Source organism: Alkalibacterium pelagium (assembly GCF_900109325.1).
Lineage (GTDB): Bacteria > Bacillota > Bacilli > Lactobacillales > Carnobacteriaceae_A > Alkalibacterium > Alkalibacterium pelagium.
On sequence record NZ_FNZU01000005.1, the window covers coordinates 21,163 to 44,233 of the forward strand.

At 45.9% G+C, this 23,071-nt stretch carries 23 protein-coding genes and 1 riboswitch; of the genes, 10 read left to right on the forward strand and 13 right to left on the reverse strand.

What is annotated here, in order from left to right; all coding sequences use genetic code 11:
- The first annotated feature begins 65 nt into the window (after positions 1-65).
- The 5 genes from BMX79_RS05250 (at position 66) to BMX79_RS05270 (ending at position 4,959) form a co-directional block, all read left to right on the forward strand.
- On the forward strand, positions 66-1,409 hold the full coding sequence (locus tag BMX79_RS05250) for an HD domain-containing protein (RefSeq protein ID WP_091479969.1): 1,344 nt from the start codon (positions 66-68) through the stop codon (positions 1,407-1,409).
- Positions 1,410-1,442: 33 nt separating this feature from the next.
- Complete coding sequence (gene yidA / locus BMX79_RS05255; RefSeq protein ID WP_091479971.1) at positions 1,443-2,267, forward strand: sugar-phosphatase; 825 nt, start codon at positions 1,443-1,445, stop codon at positions 2,265-2,267.
- A 92-nt stretch (positions 2,268-2,359) separates the two neighbouring features.
- Positions 2,360-2,797, forward strand: a complete 438-nt coding sequence (locus BMX79_RS05260) for an organic hydroperoxide resistance protein (protein ID WP_091479973.1) — start codon at positions 2,360-2,362, stop codon at positions 2,795-2,797.
- 362 nt (positions 2,798-3,159) lie between these two features.
- Entirely contained in the window at positions 3,160-4,455 is a 1,296-nt protein-coding gene (locus BMX79_RS05265) for a Y-family DNA polymerase (protein WP_091479976.1), read from the forward strand.
- A gap of 84 nt (positions 4,456-4,539) precedes the next feature.
- Positions 4,540-4,959 (forward strand): hypothetical protein, encoded by a 420-nt coding sequence (locus BMX79_RS05270; RefSeq protein ID WP_091479979.1) that lies wholly within the window; start codon positions 4,540-4,542, stop codon positions 4,957-4,959.
- 107 nt (positions 4,960-5,066) lie between these two features.
- Here BMX79_RS05270 and BMX79_RS12690 read toward each other — a convergent pair whose 3' ends face one another.
- The 5 genes from BMX79_RS12690 to BMX79_RS05295 form a co-directional block, all read right to left on the reverse strand.
- Positions 5,067-6,026 (reverse strand): folate family ECF transporter S component, encoded by a 960-nt coding sequence (locus BMX79_RS12690; protein ID WP_246117640.1) that lies wholly within the window; start codon positions 6,024-6,026, stop codon positions 5,067-5,069.
- A gap of 461 nt (positions 6,027-6,487) precedes the next feature.
- Positions 6,488-6,584, reverse strand: a riboswitch (THF riboswitch).
- A 54-nt stretch (positions 6,585-6,638) separates the two neighbouring features.
- Entirely contained in the window at positions 6,639-7,211 is a 573-nt protein-coding gene (locus BMX79_RS05280; protein WP_091479981.1) for a 5-formyltetrahydrofolate cyclo-ligase, read from the reverse strand.
- Between the two features lie 14 nt (positions 7,212-7,225).
- Complete coding sequence (locus BMX79_RS05285; protein WP_091479983.1) at positions 7,226-8,077, reverse strand: bifunctional 5,10-methylenetetrahydrofolate dehydrogenase/5,10-methenyltetrahydrofolate cyclohydrolase; 852 nt, start codon at positions 8,075-8,077, stop codon at positions 7,226-7,228.
- A 79-nt stretch (positions 8,078-8,156) separates the two neighbouring features.
- Positions 8,157-8,807 carry a cyclodeaminase/cyclohydrolase family protein gene (locus BMX79_RS05290; protein WP_091479986.1) on the reverse strand — a complete coding sequence of 217 codons (651 nt, stop codon included), beginning with the start codon at positions 8,805-8,807 and terminating at the stop codon, positions 8,157-8,159.
- A gap of 11 nt (positions 8,808-8,818) precedes the next feature.
- Complete coding sequence (locus BMX79_RS05295; protein ID WP_091479988.1) at positions 8,819-10,489, reverse strand: formate--tetrahydrofolate ligase; 1,671 nt, start codon at positions 10,487-10,489, stop codon at positions 8,819-8,821.
- 261 nt (positions 10,490-10,750) lie between these two features.
- Here BMX79_RS05295 and BMX79_RS05300 point away from each other — a divergent pair, with 261 nt between their 5' ends.
- Positions 10,751-10,972: a DUF378 domain-containing protein gene (locus BMX79_RS05300; protein WP_091479991.1), complete on the forward strand. Its 222-nt coding sequence runs from the start codon at positions 10,751-10,753 to the stop codon at positions 10,970-10,972.
- 190 nt (positions 10,973-11,162) lie between these two features.
- On the opposite strand, the gene ald is transcribed toward BMX79_RS05300, so the two are convergent.
- Genes ald through mgsA form a run of 3 tightly spaced genes read right to left on the reverse strand, consistent with a single transcriptional unit; the run spans position 11,163 to position 12,935 of the window.
- Positions 11,163-12,278 (reverse strand): alanine dehydrogenase, encoded by a 1,116-nt coding sequence (ald, locus tag BMX79_RS05305; protein ID WP_091479993.1) that lies wholly within the window; start codon positions 12,276-12,278, stop codon positions 11,163-11,165.
- Between the two features lie 24 nt (positions 12,279-12,302).
- On the reverse strand, positions 12,303-12,500 hold the full coding sequence (locus tag BMX79_RS05310) for a hypothetical protein (RefSeq protein ID WP_091479995.1): 198 nt from the start codon (positions 12,498-12,500) through the stop codon (positions 12,303-12,305).
- Positions 12,501-12,512: 12 nt separating this feature from the next.
- Positions 12,513-12,935, reverse strand: coding sequence for a methylglyoxal synthase (gene mgsA / locus BMX79_RS05315; protein WP_091479998.1), 423 nt, complete (start codon positions 12,933-12,935; stop codon positions 12,513-12,515).
- A gap of 167 nt (positions 12,936-13,102) precedes the next feature.
- Here mgsA and BMX79_RS05320 point away from each other — a divergent pair, with 167 nt between their 5' ends.
- From BMX79_RS05320 to BMX79_RS05335, 4 genes are all read left to right on the forward strand, one after another.
- Positions 13,103-13,621, forward strand: coding sequence for a type 1 glutamine amidotransferase domain-containing protein (locus BMX79_RS05320; RefSeq protein ID WP_091480001.1), 519 nt, complete (start codon positions 13,103-13,105; stop codon positions 13,619-13,621).
- A gap of 741 nt (positions 13,622-14,362) precedes the next feature.
- Positions 14,363-15,100 (forward strand): methionine ABC transporter ATP-binding protein, encoded by a 738-nt coding sequence (locus BMX79_RS05325; RefSeq protein ID WP_091265493.1) that lies wholly within the window; start codon positions 14,363-14,365, stop codon positions 15,098-15,100.
- Positions 15,093-15,779 (forward strand): methionine ABC transporter permease, encoded by a 687-nt coding sequence (locus BMX79_RS05330; protein ID WP_091265495.1) that lies wholly within the window; start codon positions 15,093-15,095, stop codon positions 15,777-15,779. The genes BMX79_RS05325 and BMX79_RS05330 overlap by 8 nt, the downstream gene beginning before the upstream one ends.
- Positions 15,780-15,809: 30 nt before the next feature.
- Positions 15,810-16,682 carry a MetQ/NlpA family ABC transporter substrate-binding protein gene (locus tag BMX79_RS05335; protein WP_091480004.1) on the forward strand — a complete coding sequence of 291 codons (873 nt, stop codon included), beginning with the start codon at positions 15,810-15,812 and terminating at the stop codon, positions 16,680-16,682.
- 132 nt (positions 16,683-16,814) lie between these two features.
- On the opposite strand, the gene BMX79_RS05340 is transcribed toward BMX79_RS05335, so the two are convergent.
- From BMX79_RS05340 to BMX79_RS05360, 5 genes are all read right to left on the reverse strand, one after another.
- Complete coding sequence (locus tag BMX79_RS05340; protein WP_091480007.1) at positions 16,815-17,747, reverse strand: nuclease-related domain-containing protein; 933 nt, start codon at positions 17,745-17,747, stop codon at positions 16,815-16,817.
- Positions 17,748-18,110: 363 nt separating this feature from the next.
- Entirely contained in the window at positions 18,111-19,358 is a 1,248-nt protein-coding gene (locus tag BMX79_RS05345) for a metal-dependent hydrolase family protein (RefSeq protein ID WP_091480009.1), read from the reverse strand.
- Positions 19,359-19,491: 133 nt separating this feature from the next.
- On the reverse strand, positions 19,492-20,940 hold the full coding sequence (locus tag BMX79_RS05350; RefSeq protein WP_091480012.1) for an amidase family protein: 1,449 nt from the start codon (positions 20,938-20,940) through the stop codon (positions 19,492-19,494).
- A 130-nt stretch (positions 20,941-21,070) separates the two neighbouring features.
- Complete coding sequence (gene trpB, locus BMX79_RS05355; RefSeq protein WP_091480015.1) at positions 21,071-22,237, reverse strand: tryptophan synthase subunit beta; 1,167 nt, start codon at positions 22,235-22,237, stop codon at positions 21,071-21,073.
- A 53-nt stretch (positions 22,238-22,290) separates the two neighbouring features.
- Positions 22,291-23,070: an ABC transporter ATP-binding protein gene (locus BMX79_RS05360; protein WP_091480017.1), complete on the reverse strand. Its 780-nt coding sequence runs from the start codon at positions 23,068-23,070 to the stop codon at positions 22,291-22,293.
- Position 23,071 lies beyond the last annotated feature (1 nt).

A 23,071-nucleotide genomic window follows, 5' to 3' on the forward strand; every position in this document is an offset into this window, starting at 1 on the left:
ATGGTCTGCTTCACACAGCACCTTCTTGCTTGTAAATAGAAGAAGATGGAGTAGAACCGAAAACTATGTGTATCGACTCATTTGAAAAGCAGGACCGCCTGCCTATTGAAAAAGTATTTAAAGATCCCGTGCACGACTACATTCACGTCCGGCACAAACTGATTTTAGATCTGATCGACACCAAGGAATTTCAGCGTCTGCGTCGAATCAAGCAGCTCGGAACAGCTCAGTTCACCTTTCACGGTGCGGAGCATTCCCGTTTTTCCCATTCTCTGGGAGTTTATGAATTATCCCGGCGTATAGTGGATATGTTCGAGCGCAACTACCCGGATGACTGGGACTGTTCCATGCGCCTCGTCACCTTATGCGCAGCTCTGCTGCATGATGTCGGGCACGGCCCTTTTTCCCATACATTCGAAAAAATCTTCAATACGGACCACGAGTCTCTGACGACAGATATTATTTTATCTGAAGGAACGGAAGTCAATACGATTCTTAAGCGAGTGTCCCACGACTTTCCAAACCAGGTGGCCAGCGTCATCACCAAGCAGCATCCGAACCCTCAAGTCGTTCAGCTGATCTCCAGCCAGATCGATGCGGACCGGATGGATTATCTCCAAAGAGACGCTTTTTTCACCGGTGCCACATACGGCGCCTTCGACTTGTCTCGCATCCTTAGAGTGATTCGCCCCTACAAAGATGGGATTGCCTTTCAATATCAGGGAATGCATGCCGTGGAAGACTACATCGTGAGCCGTTTCCAGATGTATATGCAGGTTTATTTCCACCCGGCGTCTCGGGGAATGGAAGTCACTCTGGATCGCCTGCTCTACCGTGCCAAACAGCTCTATAAAGAGCAGGAGCTGTATCCGGCTTTCGATCTTCTCGATCCATTTTTTGAGGAAAATCCGACTCTGGACGACTATCTGAAACTGGACGACGGTGTGCTTCAGACGGCCATCATTTTATGGACCGAAAGTGATGATGCCTACTTGAGCGAGCTGTCTAAAATGTTCCTTCACCGTAAACCGCTGAAATCCGTCACCTATATAGATGGAAAAGACGATGATGTGGTGGAGACTCTGCGGGATATCGTTGGGCACTTGACATACGACAAGAACCTCTATACTATGACCAATAGCAGTTCTGATCTGCCTTATGACTACAAACTTAAAAACAAGACGCCGATTCATCTTATGCAGTCGGACGGGACCCTTGTCGAACTCAGCAAGGTCAGTTCCATAGTCAAGACACTAAGCGGGAACCTGCACGGCGACCATCGCCTATATGTACCGAAAGAATTTCTGGAAGAACACAGCGACAACATCAACATGTTTCAGGAGGAATACGATGCGTTCCAGCGTCACATTGTCAACGGAGCAATCATCCACCCTAATGAAACAGATTAAAAAATACATTGAAGCAAAGAATGGAGAACAGGTATGACGATTAAATTAGTTGCCATTGATCTGGATGGCACATTACTGAATGAAGAACACAAAATCAGTCCAGAGGTGAAGCAGGCGATTCAGGCAGCCAGACAGGCCGGCGTTAAAATCGTGATCTGTACCGGACGTCCTTTCCCCGGCGCAACAGCCTTTTTGAAAGAACTGGACCTGAGCGCCGATGACGATTACGTCATCACTTATAACGGTGGACTGGTACAGGAAGTCAAATCCGGAAAAGTAGTCGTCAGACATATGATGGATCATGACGATTACCTTACCTTGCAGGCAGCTGCTCAAGAAGCCGGTTCGCACTTCCACGCTATTCACAATGAAGGAATCTTTACACCGAACAGCGACATTAGCGAATACTCCGTACGTGAAGCTTTTCTGATTGGCCTGCCACTGTTTTACCGCAAACCTGAAGAGATGGATCCATCTGTCATCTACAATAAAATGATGATGATCGACAAGGAACCTGTGCTGGAAGCGGCAATTTCCCGTCTTCCGAAATCTTTATGGGACAAGTATACGATCCTGCGCAGCGAACCCTTCTTCCTTGAAGTCCTGAACAAACAGGCCAGCAAAGGAACCGCGGTCAAGGATCTGGCTGAACTACTGAACATTCCCCGTGAATCTGTCATGGCTCTCGGTGATGGGGGAAATGATGTGGACATGATCGAATGGGCCGGAATTGGCGTAGCGATGGACAATGCGCGCGATGAAGTCAAGGCCGTTGCCGACCACATCACAGGTTCCAACCGTGAAAACGGCGTAGCACAGGCACTTGAAACCTTTGTTCTGGAAACTTGCGTATCTTAAATTCAATATATATTAGTGAAAGGCTATCATTTAGCCTTTCTTTTTTTTAGTGCTATACTGATAGTAGACTATAGAAAAGGAGCGTTTTAACTATGCCAGATAAAGTTGTTTACACTACAGCCGCAGTCAATACAGGAGCGCGAGAAGGAGAAAGTCACACACCTGATCGTTCATATGAGGTGCAGGTCGATACGCCTAAAGAAATGGGTGGATCTGGAGACGGAACTAACCCTGAGCAGCTGTTTGCTTTAGGTTATAGTGCTTGTTTCCACGCTGCCCTGGATCACTATAAAAAAGAAGAGAAGATCGACAACAAATCTCAAGTGACCTTGACTGTTCACCTGATGAAAGACCCCGATGATGGTGGATTTAAATTAGGAGTAGAAATCGAAGTCGGTGTTGAAGATATGTCTGAAGAAGAGGCTCAGAAGCTAGCTGATAAAGCACACGCTTTCTGTCCTTACTCAAAAGCTACTAAGGGAAATATCGAAGCCACCGTCAAAGCTGTGCCATATGTCGACGGAAAATAAACTCACTTATGTTTGTAAAGAGCCGATCCATCAATTTTGATGGACGGCTCTTTTTTCTGTTCTCAGGATGTTTCTGAGACGAATCAGCTGGGTGCGTGGAGGATCGGCCCTCACATTAGTCAGCCGGGTTGAAAGATGTGAGACTTGCTGTCTTTCGGTTCGCTTCATTCGATCTTCCTCTCCTCTTTTTTTAAATACAAATATAGAAAGGCCAAATCCTTAGCCCTTCGTCTTTTCAGAGCCATTTCACCTGACTTGGAGCACCTTCAACATCTCAATCCCCGACGCGTTCCCCTTGACGAACCGAATATATGTTCCTATAATTAAAACAAACATACATTCCCTTAAAGGAGGTCCTTGCCATGCTTCAAATAATGGATTACTCCAGAGAGCCGCGTAGAGATATATTATGTATCGATGTAAAGTCTTTTTTTGCCTCGGTTGAAGCAGTTGAGAGAAAGGAACATCCGCTCAAGGCCAAAGTCGCCGTTGTCAGTAAGCCGGACAATCATGGTGGACTGGTACTGGCTTCTTCCCCCATGGTCAAAAAACTTTACGGAATCAAAACGGGGACGCGGGTATATGAAATTCCAAAAGATGCGTCGATCGACATAGTTGAACCCCGCATGGCCTTATACTTAGAAAAAAACTTGGATATTGTGAATATTTTCAAACGCTTTGTTTCAGACGAAGACCTTCATGTCTACAGTATCGATGAATCTTTTCTGGATGTGACACGTTCCCACCGATTGTTCGGCAGTACTGAAGATATAGCCAAACGCATCCAGTACCTCGTATGGAAAGAAATGAAGCTTGTGGTCACTGTAGGCATCGGAGACAACCCTCTTCTGGCCAAGCTCGCTCTGGACCATGCGGCTAAACACGATCAGAAAAGTAATTTTATTGCAGCCTGGCATTATGATGATGTGCAGGATACGGTATGGAAAATTTCTCCCTTGAAAGATTTCTGGGGGATCGGATCAAAAACGGAGAAACACCTCGAGCGAATCGGTATCCGTTCAATCCACGACTTATCACAGGCTGATGTCAAAAAACTGAAGAAACGGTTTGGGGTCATTGGTGAGCAGCTCTTCTTTCACTCCCACGGCATCGACCGGACCCGACTGTCGGATACATTCACGCCTAAAGAGACCTCTTTCAGTAAAAATCAGATTTTGAACAGAGATTACACTGTAAAGCATGAAGTGGAAATCGTGATACGTGAAATGGCCGAAGAGAATGCAGGGCGCCTGCGCAGACATTACCTGACGACGGGACTGGTGAAATTGAGTATTGGTTACTCCAAAGATGTCATGGATCGGGGATTCAGTCACCAGCTGCCGATAGAAAAGACAGATTCATCCAAAAAAATCATTGACGGGCTGTTGATTCTCTTCAACCGTCACTACAGATCCCTCCCTGTCCGGGTAGTCAATGTCACCTTCGGGAAAATCGAACCGAAGTCCGCCCTTCAGCTCTCATTATTTGATTCCGCTGAAAAGCTGATCAATCAGGAGGATCTGGATCAGACGATCGATTCCATCAGACATAAATATGGCTACACCTCTCTGCTTCATGCCAGCAGCCTGACTAGTGGCGGGATGGCAATGTACCGGTCCAAGCTTCTTGGCGGTCATCGATCAGGCACTCAGAAATAAACTGCTTTCTGGACATGCCTCAAAGAGCAGGCAGAAAAGAGTTAACTTCATACTTAAAAACTAAAATGAAAGGAGCGGATCAACATGCAGGAAGACGTGATCAAACTGTCCCCTGATGCTTTGGGGTACAAGGATCGGGGTAAAATGAAATGGATGGGAATGATGCTGTCTGACCATGCTGAAGCACTGAAAAAGCAGAAAAAAGCCAGCCAGTCAGCCGTGATCGTTCCAAAAGAGAAACAGACACTCGAAGACATCAGCGCCTCCCTTTATAAAAGCTATACATCAAAAAAGCCATTGGCCATTCAGCTCGATATGATAAAAGACGGGAACTACCTTCCTGATACGGAAGGGCTTGTAAAAGGTTTTAAAGGCTCCATCGTATTTATTGAACGTCGCGACCGCTCAATCAGACAGATCCGACTGGAAGATATCAGACACATCAGCTGGATCGATGCTGCTTCCTGGTTTGAAAAGTACCAGCGTCAGTCGGTTTCTTACTGAATGAAAAAAGCCCTTCTGGATGAAAGAAGGCTGTCTTCATTTCATCCAGAAGGGGACTGGTATCTGATTTCATAGTATTCAATTTTAAACGCGTCTAAATGACAGATTCAATGCCGCGCCGTCGAGAATTTTGCATAGGTTTTTTTCATCTGTTTATTTCCGGCAAAAAATCGTACAGTGGCAATGCGCACAACGACCATGACAGCATTCTGAATAAGTCGAGGCGGCAGAAGAACAGCAATCGGATTTTGAGTCAGAATATGAAGCCAGATTGTATTCAATGTCAGATTGACAAACAGAGCGATCAGCACTTCAGCCATTACGATCCGTTTCAAAGTCACGTCACGCTTGTGAAGAAACAGCCCGTAAATCAGTCCTGTCAGAAAGGCTGACAAGGTAAAGCCAGGGAAGAATCCACCGACACCCGGACCGATGATAAAACCTAAAATATCAGCCAGAACTGCCCCAAATCCGCCTATCCATGGCCCGAAAAGCATTCCGATCAAAGCAGTTGGCAGGAAAGCGAACGTAATACGGACCACTGGTGTCGTAATGCCCACCATGCCGAGCGTAATGTTCATGGCGACCAGTAGACCAACAATGGCAATACCTAATGTCCGGTTCTTCATTGTCCACCTGGATAAGCGAACAGCCCGGAAAACCAGCAGCCAGATATAGTATAAGAAGGCGATACCGTAAATAAGGCCGTTGTCTTCATAAACTAGATTGATCTGAAGCAGTTCCCGTTGAAGGAAAAGCAGAAAAGGTGCACCTGTAATCAGAAGGCCGAGAAGCAGACTGATCAGCATGCTTTCTTCTTCCAGCTGTCTGGATACGGCCACACTGATCAGCAGCAGCAGTCCTGTAAAGAATGCAAGGAAGAGCATGTCCGTCAGAATCGTCTGCAGATCTCCCGTTCCGTCAAGCAGCTGATTGAGTCCACCCATTCCGCTTTGTGAACGTGCGAAAGGAATGAGAAAAGCCAAGCATAAAGGTCCAGCCAGACCGATAAACCCATAGTGGAACCATTTGTTCTGGCGTCTGCCAGTATGTGGTGTTGCAGTCATATCGAAGATCTCCTTTAATTTTAGTTCTCTTTCAGCCAACGAATAAGAAAAGCTTCACGTGCCGTTCAGCCTCGACAAGAAAATACCTTAGTATCTGTTTGAGCTTCAGCTCTTACAGATATACTTGAGATCGCCGGAGCGATAGCGAGTAGACCTTACAAGTTGTAGTGCTTTAGCACGTACAACTATTGTTGAGATCGACCGAGCGATAGCGAGTAGAGGAAATTTGCCCCGAATTGCTGTGAATCTAGCATTTCAATGCGTAGAGACAAGTATGCGGCAGAAGAGCATCCTGCGCAATGGGTAAATTTATCTTTTTCTCGAGAGGATGGTACGTGTAGCTAGACAATATCAGCTACTACACGGAACTTATACTTTTCAACAGACTGAAAAAGGGCATTAAACTGAGTACGGCAGCCCCAGTAAAATTAAAGAGTCCTCACTAAAAAACTATTCAGTTTTCAAGCGGATGCAGAGAAAAATCGCAAAACTACCGTTTCTTCGTCTGGAGGCAACATCCCATCCACCCAGCACTTAACGTTTTCCTCTTACTCTTTTTTCCTTCTCTATTATAAGCGACTTGCCCGATATCCTCAATAGGGTGACACTAACTTACTGATCAAGTCCAGTCTTCTTCAACCCCTGCTCAGTTATCAGAAAATCTACCGGCACATCATGCGGTTCTATCGGAAAAGATTCAACAATCTGATTGGAATGAAGCAGTGAGACAGTAGGCTTGTTAAAACCAGCAAGTAACCGGTCAAAATATCCGCCCCCGTATCCGATACGGTAGCCCGCCGGTGTAAAAATCAATCCGGGGACGATCATCAGATCCAAGTCTTCCGGTTCACGCCGAGTGGTCTTTTCCGGTAAGGGTTCTTCAAGTCCGAAGTACCCTTTTTCCAATTGTCTGAACGAACTGATTTCATAAAAATGGAGGTCTTTTGTTTCGTGAATCGATTTCGGCACGCAGACCGTCTTCCCTTCATCCCAGGCACGTTCAATAATCGTCCGTGTGTCCCACTCCCGATCACTTGAAACGGTCACACCGATGGAGACAGCATTATTCCATAAGTCCGACTCAAACAGGTGGTCATGCAGATCGTTTTCCGTACGGTTCCTTTCGAGCCAGCCGATTTTTTCAAGAGAGAGGATCATTCCTTTTCGTAAGTCTTCTTTCCCCATACTTTCTTCCTCCTTTAATCCGAGCGCTGATTCCATGCAGCTTGAGCGACTTGTTCAGCCAGTATGGCGGTCGTGATCGACCCGACTCCACCAGGTACAGGGGTGATCGCTCCAGCTTTTTCAAACACATCATCATAACTGACATCTCCCACAGGTTTCCCGTCTTTATATCCGAAGCCTACATCAATGACTATAGCGCCTTCCTTGATGTGTTCTGCTTTTACCAGCTCAACAACACCTGTCGCTGAAATCACGATATCTGCCTGACACGTATACTGCTTGATATCCTTCGTTTTGACGTGGACATTCGCCACAGTCGCTTCTTCATTCAGCAGCATGATGGACAAGGGTTTGCCGACGACCGGACTGCTCCCGATGACACAGACGTCTTTTCCTTCAACTTCTATTCCATAAAACTCAAGTAAGGCCATGACTGCTTTAGGCGTACTCGGGACGAGAGTAGTCGGATCATTTTCCACTACCCGGCCAAGGTTTTCAGGTGTCAGTCCGTCGATGTCCTTATTCGGGTTGAGGCAGCGCGCAATGTCATTTCGGGACAAGGTATCAGGCAGCGGCTGCATGACCAGGATCCCATGAATATCAGCTTTCTGGTTGAGTGCCTCTATCGATTGAAGGACTTCTTCGGCATCCGCTGTTTCCTTAAAAACGACAGGCTCAACTGCAATACCAGACTGTTGCATAGTCTTTATCGCCGCATTCTCATAAGAAATAGACGATTTATCATCTCCAACTCTTACAATAGCCAAAGTCGGATAGCAGTCAATTTTCTTGAGGTCTTCCACCGTTTTCATGGTCCGTTCCAGTAATGCCTTTGCTACAGGTCTACCTTTCAATTCTTTAGTCATAAAGTCCCTCCGTCTTTAATGATTGATAATAAACAGGTGAACAGTACGTTTCCCCCCCTGTCCTGTTCACCTTTGTGGTCTAAATAGATTCCGGCCACTCATTTTTTTCCAGAAAATATTCGATAGTCTGACGCAGCTGGCTGATTCGCTGTTTGCCGGTTGACAGACGCTCGATTGCTTTCTTCTCAAGTGCATTTCTTTCATTTGCATCAGAAAGAAGTTTCGTATTGATCGTGACGTTCAGGACAGCTGTTTCAAGCACTGTCCCCACAAACAATGTCGCCACCATCAGATCATTCACAATCGTTCCTTTCATTTTCATGCGGGTCAGCTGCTCGATCAGATCGATCAAGTCGTGACTTTTTTCAAGCATTTCAAGGGGTGGCTGAGCAGCGCCTTTAATGGCTTTCTGAACTTCTTCCTGGCGCCTTTCTTTTTCTTCGTCAGTACCTTTTGGCAGCTTGTATGCCATCAGAACAGGTTCGAAAGCAACTGCATCATCTTTTGCCAGCTGTTCAAATGCTTTTCTTAAGGCATGTGACGCTTCCAGAGCCTGTGTGATCTCTTCTGAATAGTCAGCGTATGCCTTCTTGTCTTTCTGGATATCTGCTACCATGCGTATAAGAGCAGCGCTCATTGAAGCAATATAAGCAGCGGCACTTCCTCCCCCCGGGGTTCCTTCTTTCTTCCCGAGTTCAGTCAGATAGCCTTCAATCGTCAGTTCGTTCATCCGTGAGCCTCCTAAAACAGTCCGGAAATTTTGCCGTTATCGTCCACATCAACATGTACCGCAGAAGGCACTTTCGGAAGTCCAGGCATGCGCATGATATTTCCTGTTAAGACGACGATGAATCCCGCCCCTGCAGATACAGTTAAATCTCTGATGTTGACATTAAAATCTGTAGGGCGACCTAAAGCAGTGGCTGTATCCGATAAGGAGTACTGAGTTTTCGCCATACAGATCGGCAGATCTCCATACCCTAATTTTTCCAGACGTTTCGCCATCGTCTTAGCTTTTTTGCTCCATTCCGTTCCTTTTCCGCCATAGACAGACTGGACGATCTTCTCTACTTTTTCTTCGATTGGGTCACTCAGTTCATAAGCATAGCTCAGGTCAGACTCTTCCCCGGTCATCCGAACCACTTCTTCAGCAAGTTCGACTCCGCCTTCTCCGCCTTTGGCCCAGACATCTGACTGGACAACCTTGCTTCCCGTTTCTTCAATAGCTTTCCTCACCACATCCAGTTCATTTTGAGTATCTCCGGGAAAAGCATTGATCGCAACGACGGCAGGAAGAGAGAATGTCTCCTGTATATTTTCTATATGCTTAATCAGGTTAGGCATGCCTTTTTTCAGAGCCTGCGTATTCTCCTGATCCAGATCAGTTTTCTTTACTCCTCCATGCATTTTAAGCGCACGGATCGTGGCAACAATGACTACTGCATCCGGCTTGATATTCCCCATACGGCATTTGATGTCGATGAACTTTTCAGCTCCCAGATCGGCGCCGAAGCCCGCTTCTGTTACGACATAGTCTGCATGAGCCAATGCCATTTTTGTCGCCAGCATACTGTTGCATCCATGAGCGATATTGGCAAAAGGCCCGCCGTGAATGAATACCGGCGTATGTTCCAGTGTCTGAACCAGATTCGGCTTGAGCGCATCTTTAAGCAGCGCCGATACCGCTCCTTCAGCTTGAAGTTCTCCCAGCTTCACCGGTTCATTATCGAAAGTATAGCCGATCAGGCAGTTTCTCAATTTATCTTTCATTTCAGCCATTGAACTGGATAGACACAATACAGCCATGATTTCAGAAGCAACGGTAATATCAAACCCGTCTTCTCTAGGCATCCCATTCGTTCGAGCACCGATCCCGCTGACGATCGAGCGGAGCTGACGGTCATTCATGTCCATTGCCCGTCTCCAAGTCACGCGTCTCGGATCTATGTTCAGTTCATTCCCCTGATAAATGTGATTATCGATCATCGCCGCTACCAGATTGTTGGCAGCCCCAATGGCATGAATATCACCTGTGAAATGAAGGTTGATGTCTTCCATTGGAATCACCTGAGCGTAGCCCCCGCCAGCAGCTCCACCTTTGATTCCGAAAACCGGTCCGAGCGATGGCTCACGTAAGGCAATGGCTGTTTTCTTGCCAATTTTTTGAAGCGCGTCTCCCAGACCTACAGAGGTCGTGGTTTTCCCTTCTCCAGCTGGAGTCGGATTGATAGCCGTTACCAGGATCAGCTTGCCGTTTTTCCCCGTATGATTATGTAGTGCACTGTAATCCACTTTCGCTTTATACTTGCCGTAATGTTCAAGAGCATGCTCTTCGATGCCTAATTTCTGAGCAATGTCTCCGATTGGGAACATATCTGTTGACTGAGCTATTTCGATATCGCTTTTTACCATTTTTACCCCTCCTGCTGATGATGATAGACTGATCCATTTCAATGGACATGTGTTTCTGTAAGTGATTACACATCACTTCCGATTTTACTTTTTCAGTATAACATAGAGTGTTTATAAGCCCACTTTAATTTCTTTTTTCTATCCATTTTCACCTTTTCATAATGTGCAGGTCAAAATTTTCCCTGCTCAATGAGAAACAATCGACATTTTTCATTAAATTTCGTATGATTATAGTATAAGAATATTTAGGAGGAGCTCATTTTGAAAATAATTGACCGCGCAGCACTGACTTTACTTATCATTGGCGGCATTCATTTACTACTTATCGGTTTATTCGGGTTCAATGCTGTAGAAACCCTGTTCGGCGATGCTGAACAATGGGGAACACGTATCGTTTATATACTTATCGGCTTGAGTGCCTTATGGTGCTTCAAGTACTATTCGTTTACACCGAGAGGCGGCAGTCGCCTGAGAGACCGCTGACCTTCTGTATAAGCTGACTGAAAGCCCATCACCCTGTGACTGGGCTTTTTTTTCGGACGTTTATTGTAAGCTTCGACCTGTTTCGGACTTAAGTAGGCCTCAGATGTTATCTCCTCACAGCCCTATGATTCCTGTTCAAAAAACAGGAGTATGCAGATCGTTCTGCATCTCCTGTCCCTAATCGTAAAGTTTATTTAGTCAGCTCTTCAAAAGCTTTGAATTCATAATAAAGATCGTTAGCCACTGCCTCATTGACCACATGTCCTTTATATACATTCAGGCCGGCAGCGAGACTTGCATCGCATTTAAGTGCATCTTCAACGCCCAGCTCAGCTAATTTAAGAGCATATGGAACCGTATCATTTGTCAGAGCCATTGTCGACGTTTTCGGTACAGCACCTGGAATATTGGCCACACCATAATGAAGAATTCCGTGTCTTTCCACTACCGGTTCATCGTGGGTTGTCGGCTGGTTCAACGTTTCAAAATTACCGCCCTGATCGATGGCAATATCAACAACAACCGCCCCTTTATTCATAGTCTTGATCATATCTTCCGTGACCAGTTTAGGTGCCTTTCGTCCTGGAATGAGAACTGCACCAATCACTAGATCAGATTCACTTACAGCTTTCGCAATGTTGGCTGGATTAGAAGCTAGTGTCTGCACATTGCTTCCGAACATCTGGATCAGTTCTCTCATCCGTTGAGGATTCAGTTCAATGATGTTTACATTCGCACGCATCCCGACAGCCATCCGGGCAGCATTTTCTCCTGCCACCCCGCCACCGAGGATAGTTACGGTCCCGCGAGGCACACCGGTTACTCCACCTAGGAGAATCCCTTCTCCCCCCGCATGTTTCTCAAGATAATGAGCCCCGATCTGGACAGACATTCTTCCTGCCACCTCACTCATAGGCGTGAGCAGTGGTAGTTTGCCGTTCTTTTCAACCGTCTCGTAGCCGATAGCCGTCACTTCATGCTCCACCAGTGCTTGAGTCAGTCCAGGAGCAGCTGATAGATGAAGATACGTAAAGAGGATCAGCCCTTTTCTGAAATAAGTGTACTCCTCTTTCAGCGGTTCTTTCACTTTCATGATCATCTCAGCCTGTTTCCAGACTTGACCGGCTGATTCTGTCAGCTCTCCACCGTTTTCAGCATACTGCTCATCTGTAAACCCACTTCCTTCTCCCGCTCCTTTTTCTACGAGGACACGATGTCCGTTGTCTGTCAGGCGTCCGACATTCGATGGGGTAAGAGCTACCCGGTATTCATTATTTTTTATCTCCTTAGGCAGACCAATAATCATAGCGACAATCCTTCCATCAATTAGTTAAATAATAAAGTAAGCTATCATCAGAAGCAGGCCAGTAATCATAAACAGCAGCCCGCCAATTTTCTGAAGCTGCGGGAACCATTCCGGAAACTGCGTCTGAGTTTGGCGTCCGCGCTTTCCTGGCTTAAGCTGATCTGAAAACCTGAATGACAAATAGCCAGAAATAAGCAGTGCTAATCCGATAACCAGCAGCATGTCAGCACCCCTTTAAAAATGTAGTGAATCACGGTCCTGTCCTCTCGAGACATCTCGCCAGCTATAAAATCCGGCATCAAGTCCTCTCAGCAGCACTTCAGCTGAACCTACATTAGTAGCTAATGGAATTTCATAGACATCACATAGGCGAAGCAGTGCGGATATATCTGGCTCGTGGGCCTGGGCAGTAAGAGGATCACGGATAAATATAACCAGATCCATCTTATTATCGGAAATGTAGGCACCGATCTGCTGGTCACCCCCGAGTGGGCCAGATTTAAACCGATGGACATTCAAACCTGTTTCGTCTGATATTCGCTTTCCTGTCGTTCCGGTAGCAAAGAGATCATGGTGTTCTAAAATGACTTTATAGGCTTCTGCAATTTTCACAATATCATCTTTCTTTTTATCGTGAGCAATTAATGCAATATTCATAAACTGATAGTCCTCCTTAAAACGTTGTATTTTTTTCATCATAACATAAAAAAGAGCAGCTTATTGAATAAAAAAATCCAGTGTCGCTGCCGCGAATCGTTTTACTTGAAGGATACAAAGTGAGTCGATAAACTGTAATTAGAATAAATGAAGGAGGAATTTCAAGAATGAGCAAGAAAGTTGCAGTCGTCATAACAAAACTATTTGAAGACGTGGAATTTACTTCCCCTAAAGAAGAACTGGAAAATGCAGGTCATACACTGACCACGATCGGATTTGAAGCAGGTGAAACAGTAGAAGGTAAAAAAGGAGAAGCATCGGTGACCATTGATAAAAGCATCGATGATGTCTCTCCGGAAGACTTTGACGCCCTGCTGATTCCTGGAGGATTTTCTCCAGACCAACTGCGTAAAGATGACCGCTTCTTGGAGTTTACCCGTGCGTTCTCAAACGACAGTAAACCTATTTTCTCTATCTGTCACGGTCCTCAGCTTCTGATCAATGCTGAAGTAGTAAAAGGAAAAGACATTACTTCAGTTAAGCAGGTGGCGGTGGATCTTAAAAACGCCGGAGCCAACTTCTATGACAAGGAAGTTGTAATAGATGACTCAGGCCTGATTTCAAGTCGTACGCCTGATGATCTTCCTGCTTTCAACAAAGCAATGGTTGATGCATTAAGTGAGTAAATTATCATTTTAATTGGATGAATGCTTAGGCAATTTTAAGGATTTTTCCAGATAGTTTTGCTACACTATGAATGTGGAATTTAAGTACACGTTTCTTTTCTCCCCAAAAAGCTGATTGAATGTTTCCCCCGAATCATTCATCACCTTTGAAAAGATAAACACTATTTGAGACCATTATTCTTTCTCCCCGGATTGAATGGGATTACTCAAATAAAAAAAGACGTTTAGTCTTATCCCCAGCCACCTTTTCTAGAGGAAAAGGTGGCTTTTTATTATGTTTCGCTTCTCCATTTTTATTTACTATCAAAAAGAAAGCGTTAATTTATCATTGATTGGTCACATTAAATTCAAATTTAGATACTATACTTTACTCATACCCACAACAACCAACTTATTTTTGGTTACCTGCACTCCTCCAAGTGACAGGTTACCACTCCTTTTTTGCCACCTGCTGTTCACTCAGCAGGTGGTTTTTTGTCGCTGGAAACTCACTTGAAACACAATATTGTATTATATTTCCTTCTTGTCCACTTACTATTTGAAAGCTTCCTACATCTCAGAATCCTTGATATACCGGTCTCCGTTCCTCCTCCGGCAATCACTCGGATATGTTCAATGTTAGACCTCGCCTGTTTCTTATTACACATTCATACCTTATTTTATTGCTTCCCTTCTCTATCCTACATATAATTGGCAGTGTTGTTTAAACAGCGACGTAAATGAAGGAGGTCTATAGACACTTTGATACAACTCCGTCAGATAGAAAAAACGTTTTTCAGTAAAAACCAGACACTGGCTGCACTCACGGATATCTCACTCGACATAAAGACAGGTGAAGCATTCGGTGTCATAGGTGAAAGCGGGGCAGGAAAGTCGACTCTTCTCCGTATGATCAATGCACTTGAGACACCCGATGCTGGTTCCGTAACCGTAGACGGTGTTGATTTGACTCATTTGTCAAAGAAAGACCTGCGTATGGAACAGAAGCAGATCGGCATGATTTTTCAGCAGTTCAATCTGCTCAACAATAAAACAGTAGCTGAAAATATCAGATTACCTCTGACTCTCCATAACTATGATCAGACTCTGACCGTAGACGAAGTCCTCGATTTCGTCGGGTTGAGCGACAAGAAGCACAGCTACCCTCAGCAGCTCAGCGGGGGGCAGAAACAGCGAGTTGGTATAGCCCGTGCCCTTATTACACGGCCAAAACTACTATTATGCGACGAGCCGACATCCGCTTTGGATCAGAATACTACCGAAGACATCGTAGCTGTTTTAAAAAAGGCACACAGAGAGTTCAAAATGACCATTGTCGTTGTCACACATGAGCTTCCGGTCATCAAAGCCCTGTGCACACGGGCGGCTTTAATGGAATACGGTAAAGTCAGGCAAATTGTAGATATCACTCGTTCAGAAGACAAACTGACTGATCGACCGTATCTTGAGCGTGCAATCGAGGTGCTGACTAGTGACTGACTCTATTTCGATATATATAGAACGCATCATTGAATTCGCACCGCGTCTGCTCGACAGTTTATGGGAGACAGGCATCATGCTGTTTTTCGCCATGCTTGCTGCTATTCTTCTTGGAATACCTGTTGGCACGCTACTGTATCTGACAGCTGACACTCGGCCTATGGCTAATCGGTTCGTCAATCGCCTTTTAAATATTCTGGTGAATGTGATCCGGTCGTTCCCCTTCTTGCTGTTAGTTGTAGCCATGCAGCCCTTTGTCCGGCAAGTATACGGCCGAGCGACTGGCGACCCCATCGCAGCCTCATTTCCTATGGTCGTCATTGCGATTGCCTTGTATGCCCGTTTCGTTGAACAGTCTCTGATGGAAGTACCAAAAGGCATCATCGAAACGGCAAAATCTATGGGCGCAACAAACTGGCAGCTGGTCTGGAAATTCCTTTACGTGGAAGCCAGGAGCAGTCTGGTCATCGGCTTTACAACTGCTGTGATCAGTTTCGTGTCCTACTCGACGATCATGGGCGTTGTCGGTGGAGGAGGGATCGGTGATTTTGCCATCCGCTTTGGCTACCAGCGTTACGAAACAGATATTATGTATACCGCCATTGTCCTGATCATTGTACTCGTTGAAATATTTCAATGGCTCGGACTGGCTCTTGCAAGAAAACTGGATAAAAGATGATGAATGAAAAAGACTTAAGGAGAGATTATTATGTTTAGAAAAACCCTGCTTTTAGGAAGTACTGCTCTGCTCTTGGCTGCCTGCGGTGACGCAACTGAAGAAACTGCTGATGAAACAAATGGAACAGATGAGGAAACAACTGAAGAATCTGGAAACGGCAATGGTGAAGAGGTCGTCATTGAAGTCGCTTCTCACCTTCCTCCGATGACAGATATCGTTGAAATTGCCGGAGATGTGATCGAGAATGGATACAGTGTCGAACTTGTAGAAGTATCCGACAATATCCAGTACAACGAAGCTCTCCTTAATGATGAAGTGGATGCCAGCTTCGCCCAGCACGAACCGTTCATGGAAATGTTCAACACAGAACGAGACGGTAACCTGGTTGCCATCCAGCCTATCTATAATGCGATTGTAGGCTTCTATTCTCCAGTCTATGGATCGATCGATGATATTGAAGAAGGAGCAGAAGTGGCACTTCCAAGTGACCCGTCAAACGAAGCCCGTGCTCTGATGATTCTGGATCACTACGATTTGATCACATTGAGTGAGGATGTCAGCTTCGAAGCCACTGTAAATGATATTGAAGAAAATCCGTATGATCTGACCTTTACAAGTATCGATCTGCTAAACTTGTCAGCTGCCTACGAAGACGGTGTGGAACTGGTATTCAACTATCCGACTTATATTGAATCAGTTGGGCTGACACCTGAAGATGCACTTATCCTGGAAGATGATGAAGACTTTACTTTCGCGATCCAGCTTGTAGCAAGAGAAGATAACCAGGATTCTGATGCTATCCAGGCCCTTAAGGACGCCTTTACCAGCCAGGAAGTCTATGATTTCCTTGATGATCTTGCCGAAAACGGCCATCTGGAACCAGCTTTTGAAGTGAATAATTAGTTTGAACTAAATTGACTGAACAACCAGTCAGTTTTCTGCCCGCCCAGTCGGATTCCAGTCCTGCACGGAGTATTTCTCCTGCAGGCTGATCCCTATGGTCGGGCATTTTTTGTACTGCCAGTTTTGTCTTCATCAGCGCCGGGGCACTGTCTGCTCATATACTCTCCCGGAAGTGGCTCCTGTCGCTGTATAGTGCTCTTTCAACACCTTTCTCATCCGTCTGAAATGAACCGCATCCCCGCACCACTCGTTTACTTTAGCCGTCGTCAGAGTGGTCTCAGGAAAGAGAAACTGCAGTTCTTCTATATTGTCCAGAATTACATCCGTTACTGCACGTTTAACGAAACAGGATTTACAGTAACAGGACCGTTGAGTAATCAGAAGATCAAAGGATCCGCAGGCATTGCAAGATAACCCTTTCTTCAACTCCTTATAGGAATAATACGGCAGCTGATTCTGCACGGGACTGTCATCGTCATGCAGTTTGAGTATGCGTCTGGCCAGATCGTGATGATCCCTGCTCAGCATTCGGCTTTTTGTATTGAGATCCTCCAGGTACTCATCGATCTGATTCGGCAGGATGATTGGATCCTCTACTCTCGCATTGTATAAACTGAATTGTGGATGGATAAACACCAGATGAGCTGTGACCTTCAGCTCACTTCCCCACTCTTTCAGAAGCTGACTGAGAAAAGATGCCGATCTATTCAGCTGAATCAGCGGATTCGCCACCTCCTCCCCATGTATCGTACTGAAGCCTTCCATATGCCTGACATAGCGTCCAACATAGTTCCTGATTTCGAATATATACACCCCGTGTGAGGCAATCAGCAGGGAGTCCACTTTAAAAGACAGTCCTTTGTTCAATAGAAGCAGATCATTCAGTACGATGGCCTGCTTATCGATATGCTGATTTATTTTATCGTCAAATGCGGTCTCTCCACTTAATCCTTTCTGCAGATTAATCAGGTAACGCTTCTCCGGCTCCTTCAATTCAAACCGTTTATCCAAGTAATTCAGTCCTCTGAGCAAGTCGGATGGTTGTCTTGCTTTTAATATCTCCATTTCGTTCGCCTCCTTACTATACTCATTGTCTTTTTATCGAAAAACTGACTAAAATTGTTTGAGTTTTTTTAACTGCTTTATCTATAAAGGAGGCGCCTCGTTTAGCGTAGATTCAGTGGTAGGATCTTAGATTCAGATTTTTTTGAGCAGACCCATGGGATGGGCGGAATCTTGTGACAAACTGAAGATAAAAAGAGGATTTGAGGTGGCCATAAGCCCCTCCTCAACTGCATCCAGCATCGTCACACTGAACCCCTTCTTCTTTTCTCTGTATAGACGATGCTCGTCAGCTGACGAGTATCATCATCTCAACCCCTTCAGAACGAAAAAACAGCCGATCCAGTCGGCTGTTTTCAAATCATCTTATTTAGTCAGGGTGTCTTTTTCGACCTTTCCGTCCTTGACGACATATTGAATGGTATCGGTGTCCGCCAGGCTCGCAATGTCTTCGAGGGGGTCGCCTTTGACGATGACGATATCGGCCAGTTTTCCTTTTTCAAGGGTCCCGACTTTGTCTTCCCATCCTAGACACTCAGCTGCCGTTTTTGTGGTGGCCACGATTGCTTCCATCGGTGTCATCCCCACATCGGTCATGAGTTCCAGTTCCCTTAAATTGAGTCCGTGAGGCATGACTCCAGCATCAGTACCCATAGCTATTTTAACTCCTGCTTTATGAGCTTTAGTGACACTTTCCTTGTGGATCTCAATGACTTCCTTGGACTTCTCGACAGCTGAATCAGGCATTCCGGATTCTTCAGCAAGTTCCAGAACGGATACTGGAGCCAGCAAGGTCGGCACCAGGAATGCTCCGTTTTCTTTCATCAGATCAATAGCTTCGTCATCGAGAAAGATGCCGTGTTCAATTGAATGGATGCCTGCCCGGACGGCCTGTTTGATCCCTTCAGCTCCCTGAGCGTGGGCCATGACTCGCACACCTTTTCTGAAACGCGCTTCTTCCACAATGACTTTCAGTTCTTCCAGAGAAAACTGGGTAAACTCCGGATGGTCGGTCGGGCTGAGTACGCCACCCGTCGCATGGACTTTAATGACCTCAGCTCCGGCACGAAGCATTTCACGGACTTTCTTCCGGACTTCTTCCACACCGTCTGCCCGCCCGTCAGGCATCCCTGGATAATTGGCCTGAAGCAGTTCAACCGTCTGACCAGATGTAGTATAGCCATCACCATGTCCACCGGTGATCGTCAGTGCATTGATGCTCAGCTGCAGACGCGGACCGGCGATCAATCCTTCTTCCACAGCTTTCTTAACACCTAAATCTGCCCCTAATGCATCTCTGACAGATGTGATTCCAGCATCCAGTGTCTTCCTCATATACTGGGCAGCCTGATAAAATCTGTAGGAAAAAGGAGTCTCCAGTCGTTTCTGAACCCCTTCAAACTCCATCATGACATGCACATGGGTATCGATAAGTCCTGGGAGGATGGTTCCTCCTCCGGCATCGACTATCGTTTCATCTCCAGTCAAGGTGTATCCTTCCGCTTCTCCTGCGTAAATCAAGGTGTTTCCTTCGAATACGACCAGTCCATCGCGGACCGGCTGTCCCCCAAGTCCATCAATTAGACGTCCGTTGTTTATAGCTGTTTTCCCCATAGTATCTCCCCTATTAATTAGTGTATTTACTATTGTATACGAAGTCCAGCCGTTTTACTATAATAAGATTAAAATTAAATGGCTTTATTCTAATTTAACTGCCCTGATATAATGACCTGCTTGTCTGTACCCTTTACTGAATAATCTGCTCCAGAGCATAGGCCAGTTCCATTAACCGGACATCCTCTCCGTCCTGGCCGATAAGGGTTATGCCAATAGGCTCACTGGTTGCGCGAACATATCCAGGAACGGTGACTGCTGGATAACCGGATGCGGAATAGACAGCAGTCGCATAATTACTTAATGTCAGAAGAACATCCACGGAGTCAAAGGCTTTTTCCAGTGCCTGTCGTGTAACCGTCTGATTGGATGTGATGATCTGAGTGATGTCTTCAGCAGTCTCTTCAACACCGGCTGACTGAATCAGCAGCTCCTGATTGAAAGGTGCCGTCTGATCTTCCCCTTCTTCTTCATTGAACGCTCTAATTGTCTCGAGAGTCAGTGGATGGGTCCGACTCTGATTGAAAAAAGACTTGATCCCTGTATTGAATTCATACTTCAGAACCGGAACATAGTCTACTTCAAGTGCCTTTTCATCTAAAGAATACTCAGATGGGATCGCTCCGGCTTCTTTCAGCTTCTGCCGAACATCTTCTATTATTTCTTCGTCTTCTTCTCTATAGAGGGACTTGATCGATTCGTTTTCCAGGATACCTGTTTTCACACCTTTAAATCCTGCTTCAGACCACTCTGCTTCTTCTGAAACTGCTGACGCCATTCCCTTGAAAAGCAGATACGTATCCTTGACAGTTTTCGCGATCGGCCCCGCAGTATCATGCGTTTTTGAAATGGGGATAACACCGTCCTGAGAGACTAGACCAAGTGTCGGTTTAAGTCCGACCACACCATTCTGACTGGCTGGATAGATGATAGACCCGGCCGTTTCCGACCCGACGGTAACAGGAGACAGGCTCAAGGCTGCAGCAGCGGCACTTCCTGCACTCGATCCTCCAACATCAAACTGTCCCAATGGATGTATCGTCTGTCCACCTACTGCAGAATATCCATTGGAACTGTCAGTAGACATAAAATTTGCCCATTCGGTCAAGTTTGTTTTCCCCAGAATCAGTGCCCCCTTTTCTTTAAGAAGCTGGATAAGTTCTGCATCTTCCTCAGCTATATAATCTCTAAGAACAGCAGCCCCCGCTGTAACAGGCATCCCCTTCACACTGATATTATCTTTAACGAGGACCGGCATACCATAAAGCAGGTCATGCTCGTCATCAAAGACCAGTTCTTCAGCCTCCTGAACAATAGTCTCATTCAGAGAGATGACCACATTGTATCTTTTCTGCCTGATTGTTTCATTCCAAAAGCACATCGCAATTTCGGCGTATGTAGTTCTGCCTTCTCTGACTAAATTCTGAAGTGTCTGTATATCGCTCGATAGAATCTCCCGTCTCAATTCATCACTCAGATGATACTCTTCATGGTCCAGATCTAATTTATACCGACTCTTCTTCGTACGAATATGCTGCTTGTCTATCTGCCCCAAAAGATAGTCTTTACTATTAAATCCCATTAGTTGTCTCCCCTGTTCTATCTAAGTATTTAGTTCCTCATTTTATTATACACAAAATGAGGAAAGAGCCTTTAACATTGTTCAGCGAAGGCCCCTTCCTCTTTCAGTTACGTTCAGTCATCAAGTTGTGCTAGTCAAAATCTTCCGAGTCAAGCAGCTCCCGGACATAGGCCACATCTTTGTCTCCACGACCAGAAATAGTGATGATCACAGGCTCTTCAGGAGAAAATTCATCCGCCAGTTTTTCTACTAAGGCGACAGCATGGGCACTTTCGAGTGCCGGAATGATTCCTTCAGTTTCGGACAGGTTCTTGAAGGCAGACATGACCTCTTTTTTCGATACCGTATAGTATTCAGCACGCCCACTATCTTTCAGGTAACTATGTTCAGGCCCGATTCCCGGGTAGTCCAGACCGGCAGCGATTGAATAGGTCGGTGCCGGGTTGCCGTTTTCATCCTGCAGGACAAGGGTTCTGAACCCGTGCAGATCCGCCGCTTTTCCTTTACTCATCGTCGCTGCTTCTTCAGGCTCCGCCCCGATCAGACGCACGCCGGGTTCTTCAATATAGTGAGCAAAGGAGCCGATCGCATTGCTTCCTCCACCGGCCACTGCAACAACCGCTGCAGGCAGACTGCCTTCTTTTTCAAGAATCTGCTTCTTCGATTCCTCGCTGATCACTGACTGGAAATACTTGACGATGGACGGATAGGGATGCGGTCCGACGGCTGAACCGAGGAGATAAAATGTGTGATCATAATTCTCGATCAGATCTCCTAGAGCGACATCAACGGCATCCTTCAACCGCCCTTGTCCTTGCTCGACAGGAACCACTTCTGCTCCGAGCAGCTCCATCCTGAACACATTGAGTGCCTGGCGCTCGGTGTCCAGTTTACCCATATAGATCGTACAGTCCATACCAAACATCGCGCAGGCCGTCGCAGTCGCTACCCCGTGCTGTCCCGCTCCTGTCTCTGCAATGATGCGATGCGCTCCCATTCGCTTGGCCAGAAGAATTTGTCCCACCACATTGTTTATCTTGTGCGCCCCTGTATGATTCAGATCTTCTCTTTTAAGATAGATTTTCGGGCCGCCGAAACGTTCTGATAACCGCTCTGCGTAGGTCAGGGGATTCTCTCTACCCACATATTCTTTTAAAATCGACTGGTATTCTTCCTTGAACGCGTCATCTTCTCTAGCCTCGTCAAAAGCTGTCTCAATCTTATCCAAAGCCGCCTGAAGGTTTTCAGGGACGAAACTGCCACCAAATGTTCCGAAAAATCCTTTTGCTGTCTCCATTATCCTTGCACTCTCCTATAATTATATTTTCCCCATCAGAAGTTCTATTAAAGTTAAATGATCTGAGCTTTTTCTTCTTCAAACAGAACAAACAGATCTTCCAGCTTCATTTGTGCTTTTTCTCTAGCATTCAGATCCAGTTTGATTCTTCCATTTTCGAGAACAATCAGCCGATTGCCGTACTTCAAGGCATCTTCCATCCGGTGCGTGATCATCAGACAGGTGAGCTGATGAGTTTCGATAACTTCTTGTGTCAGCTCCATCAAGCGCTTTGCCGTTTTAGGATCCAGTGCAGCAGTATGTTCATCCAGAAGCAGGAGCTCTGGCCTTGTCAATGTAGCCATAAGCAGACTCAATGACTGTCTCTGCCCACCGGATAAATGCCCCGTCGGCGTGTCCAGATGTTTTTCAAGCCCATTTCCAACTGAGGCACACAAGGTTTGGAATGAGTCTCTTTGAGCCTTCATTTTCCTTGGCAGAAGGTGCCGTTTCTCCCCTCGTTTCAGAGCAAGCAGCAAGTTTTCCGCCACCGTCATTCGTGGAGCAGTCCCCATTTTCGGATCCTGAAAGACCCGGGAGATATGACGTGCTCTTTTTTCTTCGGGTAGTCTTGTCACTTCCTTATCTCCAATGTATAGCTTACCGCTGGTCAGTTCGATCGTGCCGGTTATACTGTTGAACAAGGTCGTTTTCCCTGCGCCGTTCCCTCCAAGGACTGTGACGAATTCTCCCTTTCTAATTGTCAGATCGACATGATCCAGAATCGTCGTATTCGTATCGGACTCATTCTGGATTGTTTTAGTTGCTTGCTTTAAATTCAGTAGTGTGGTCATC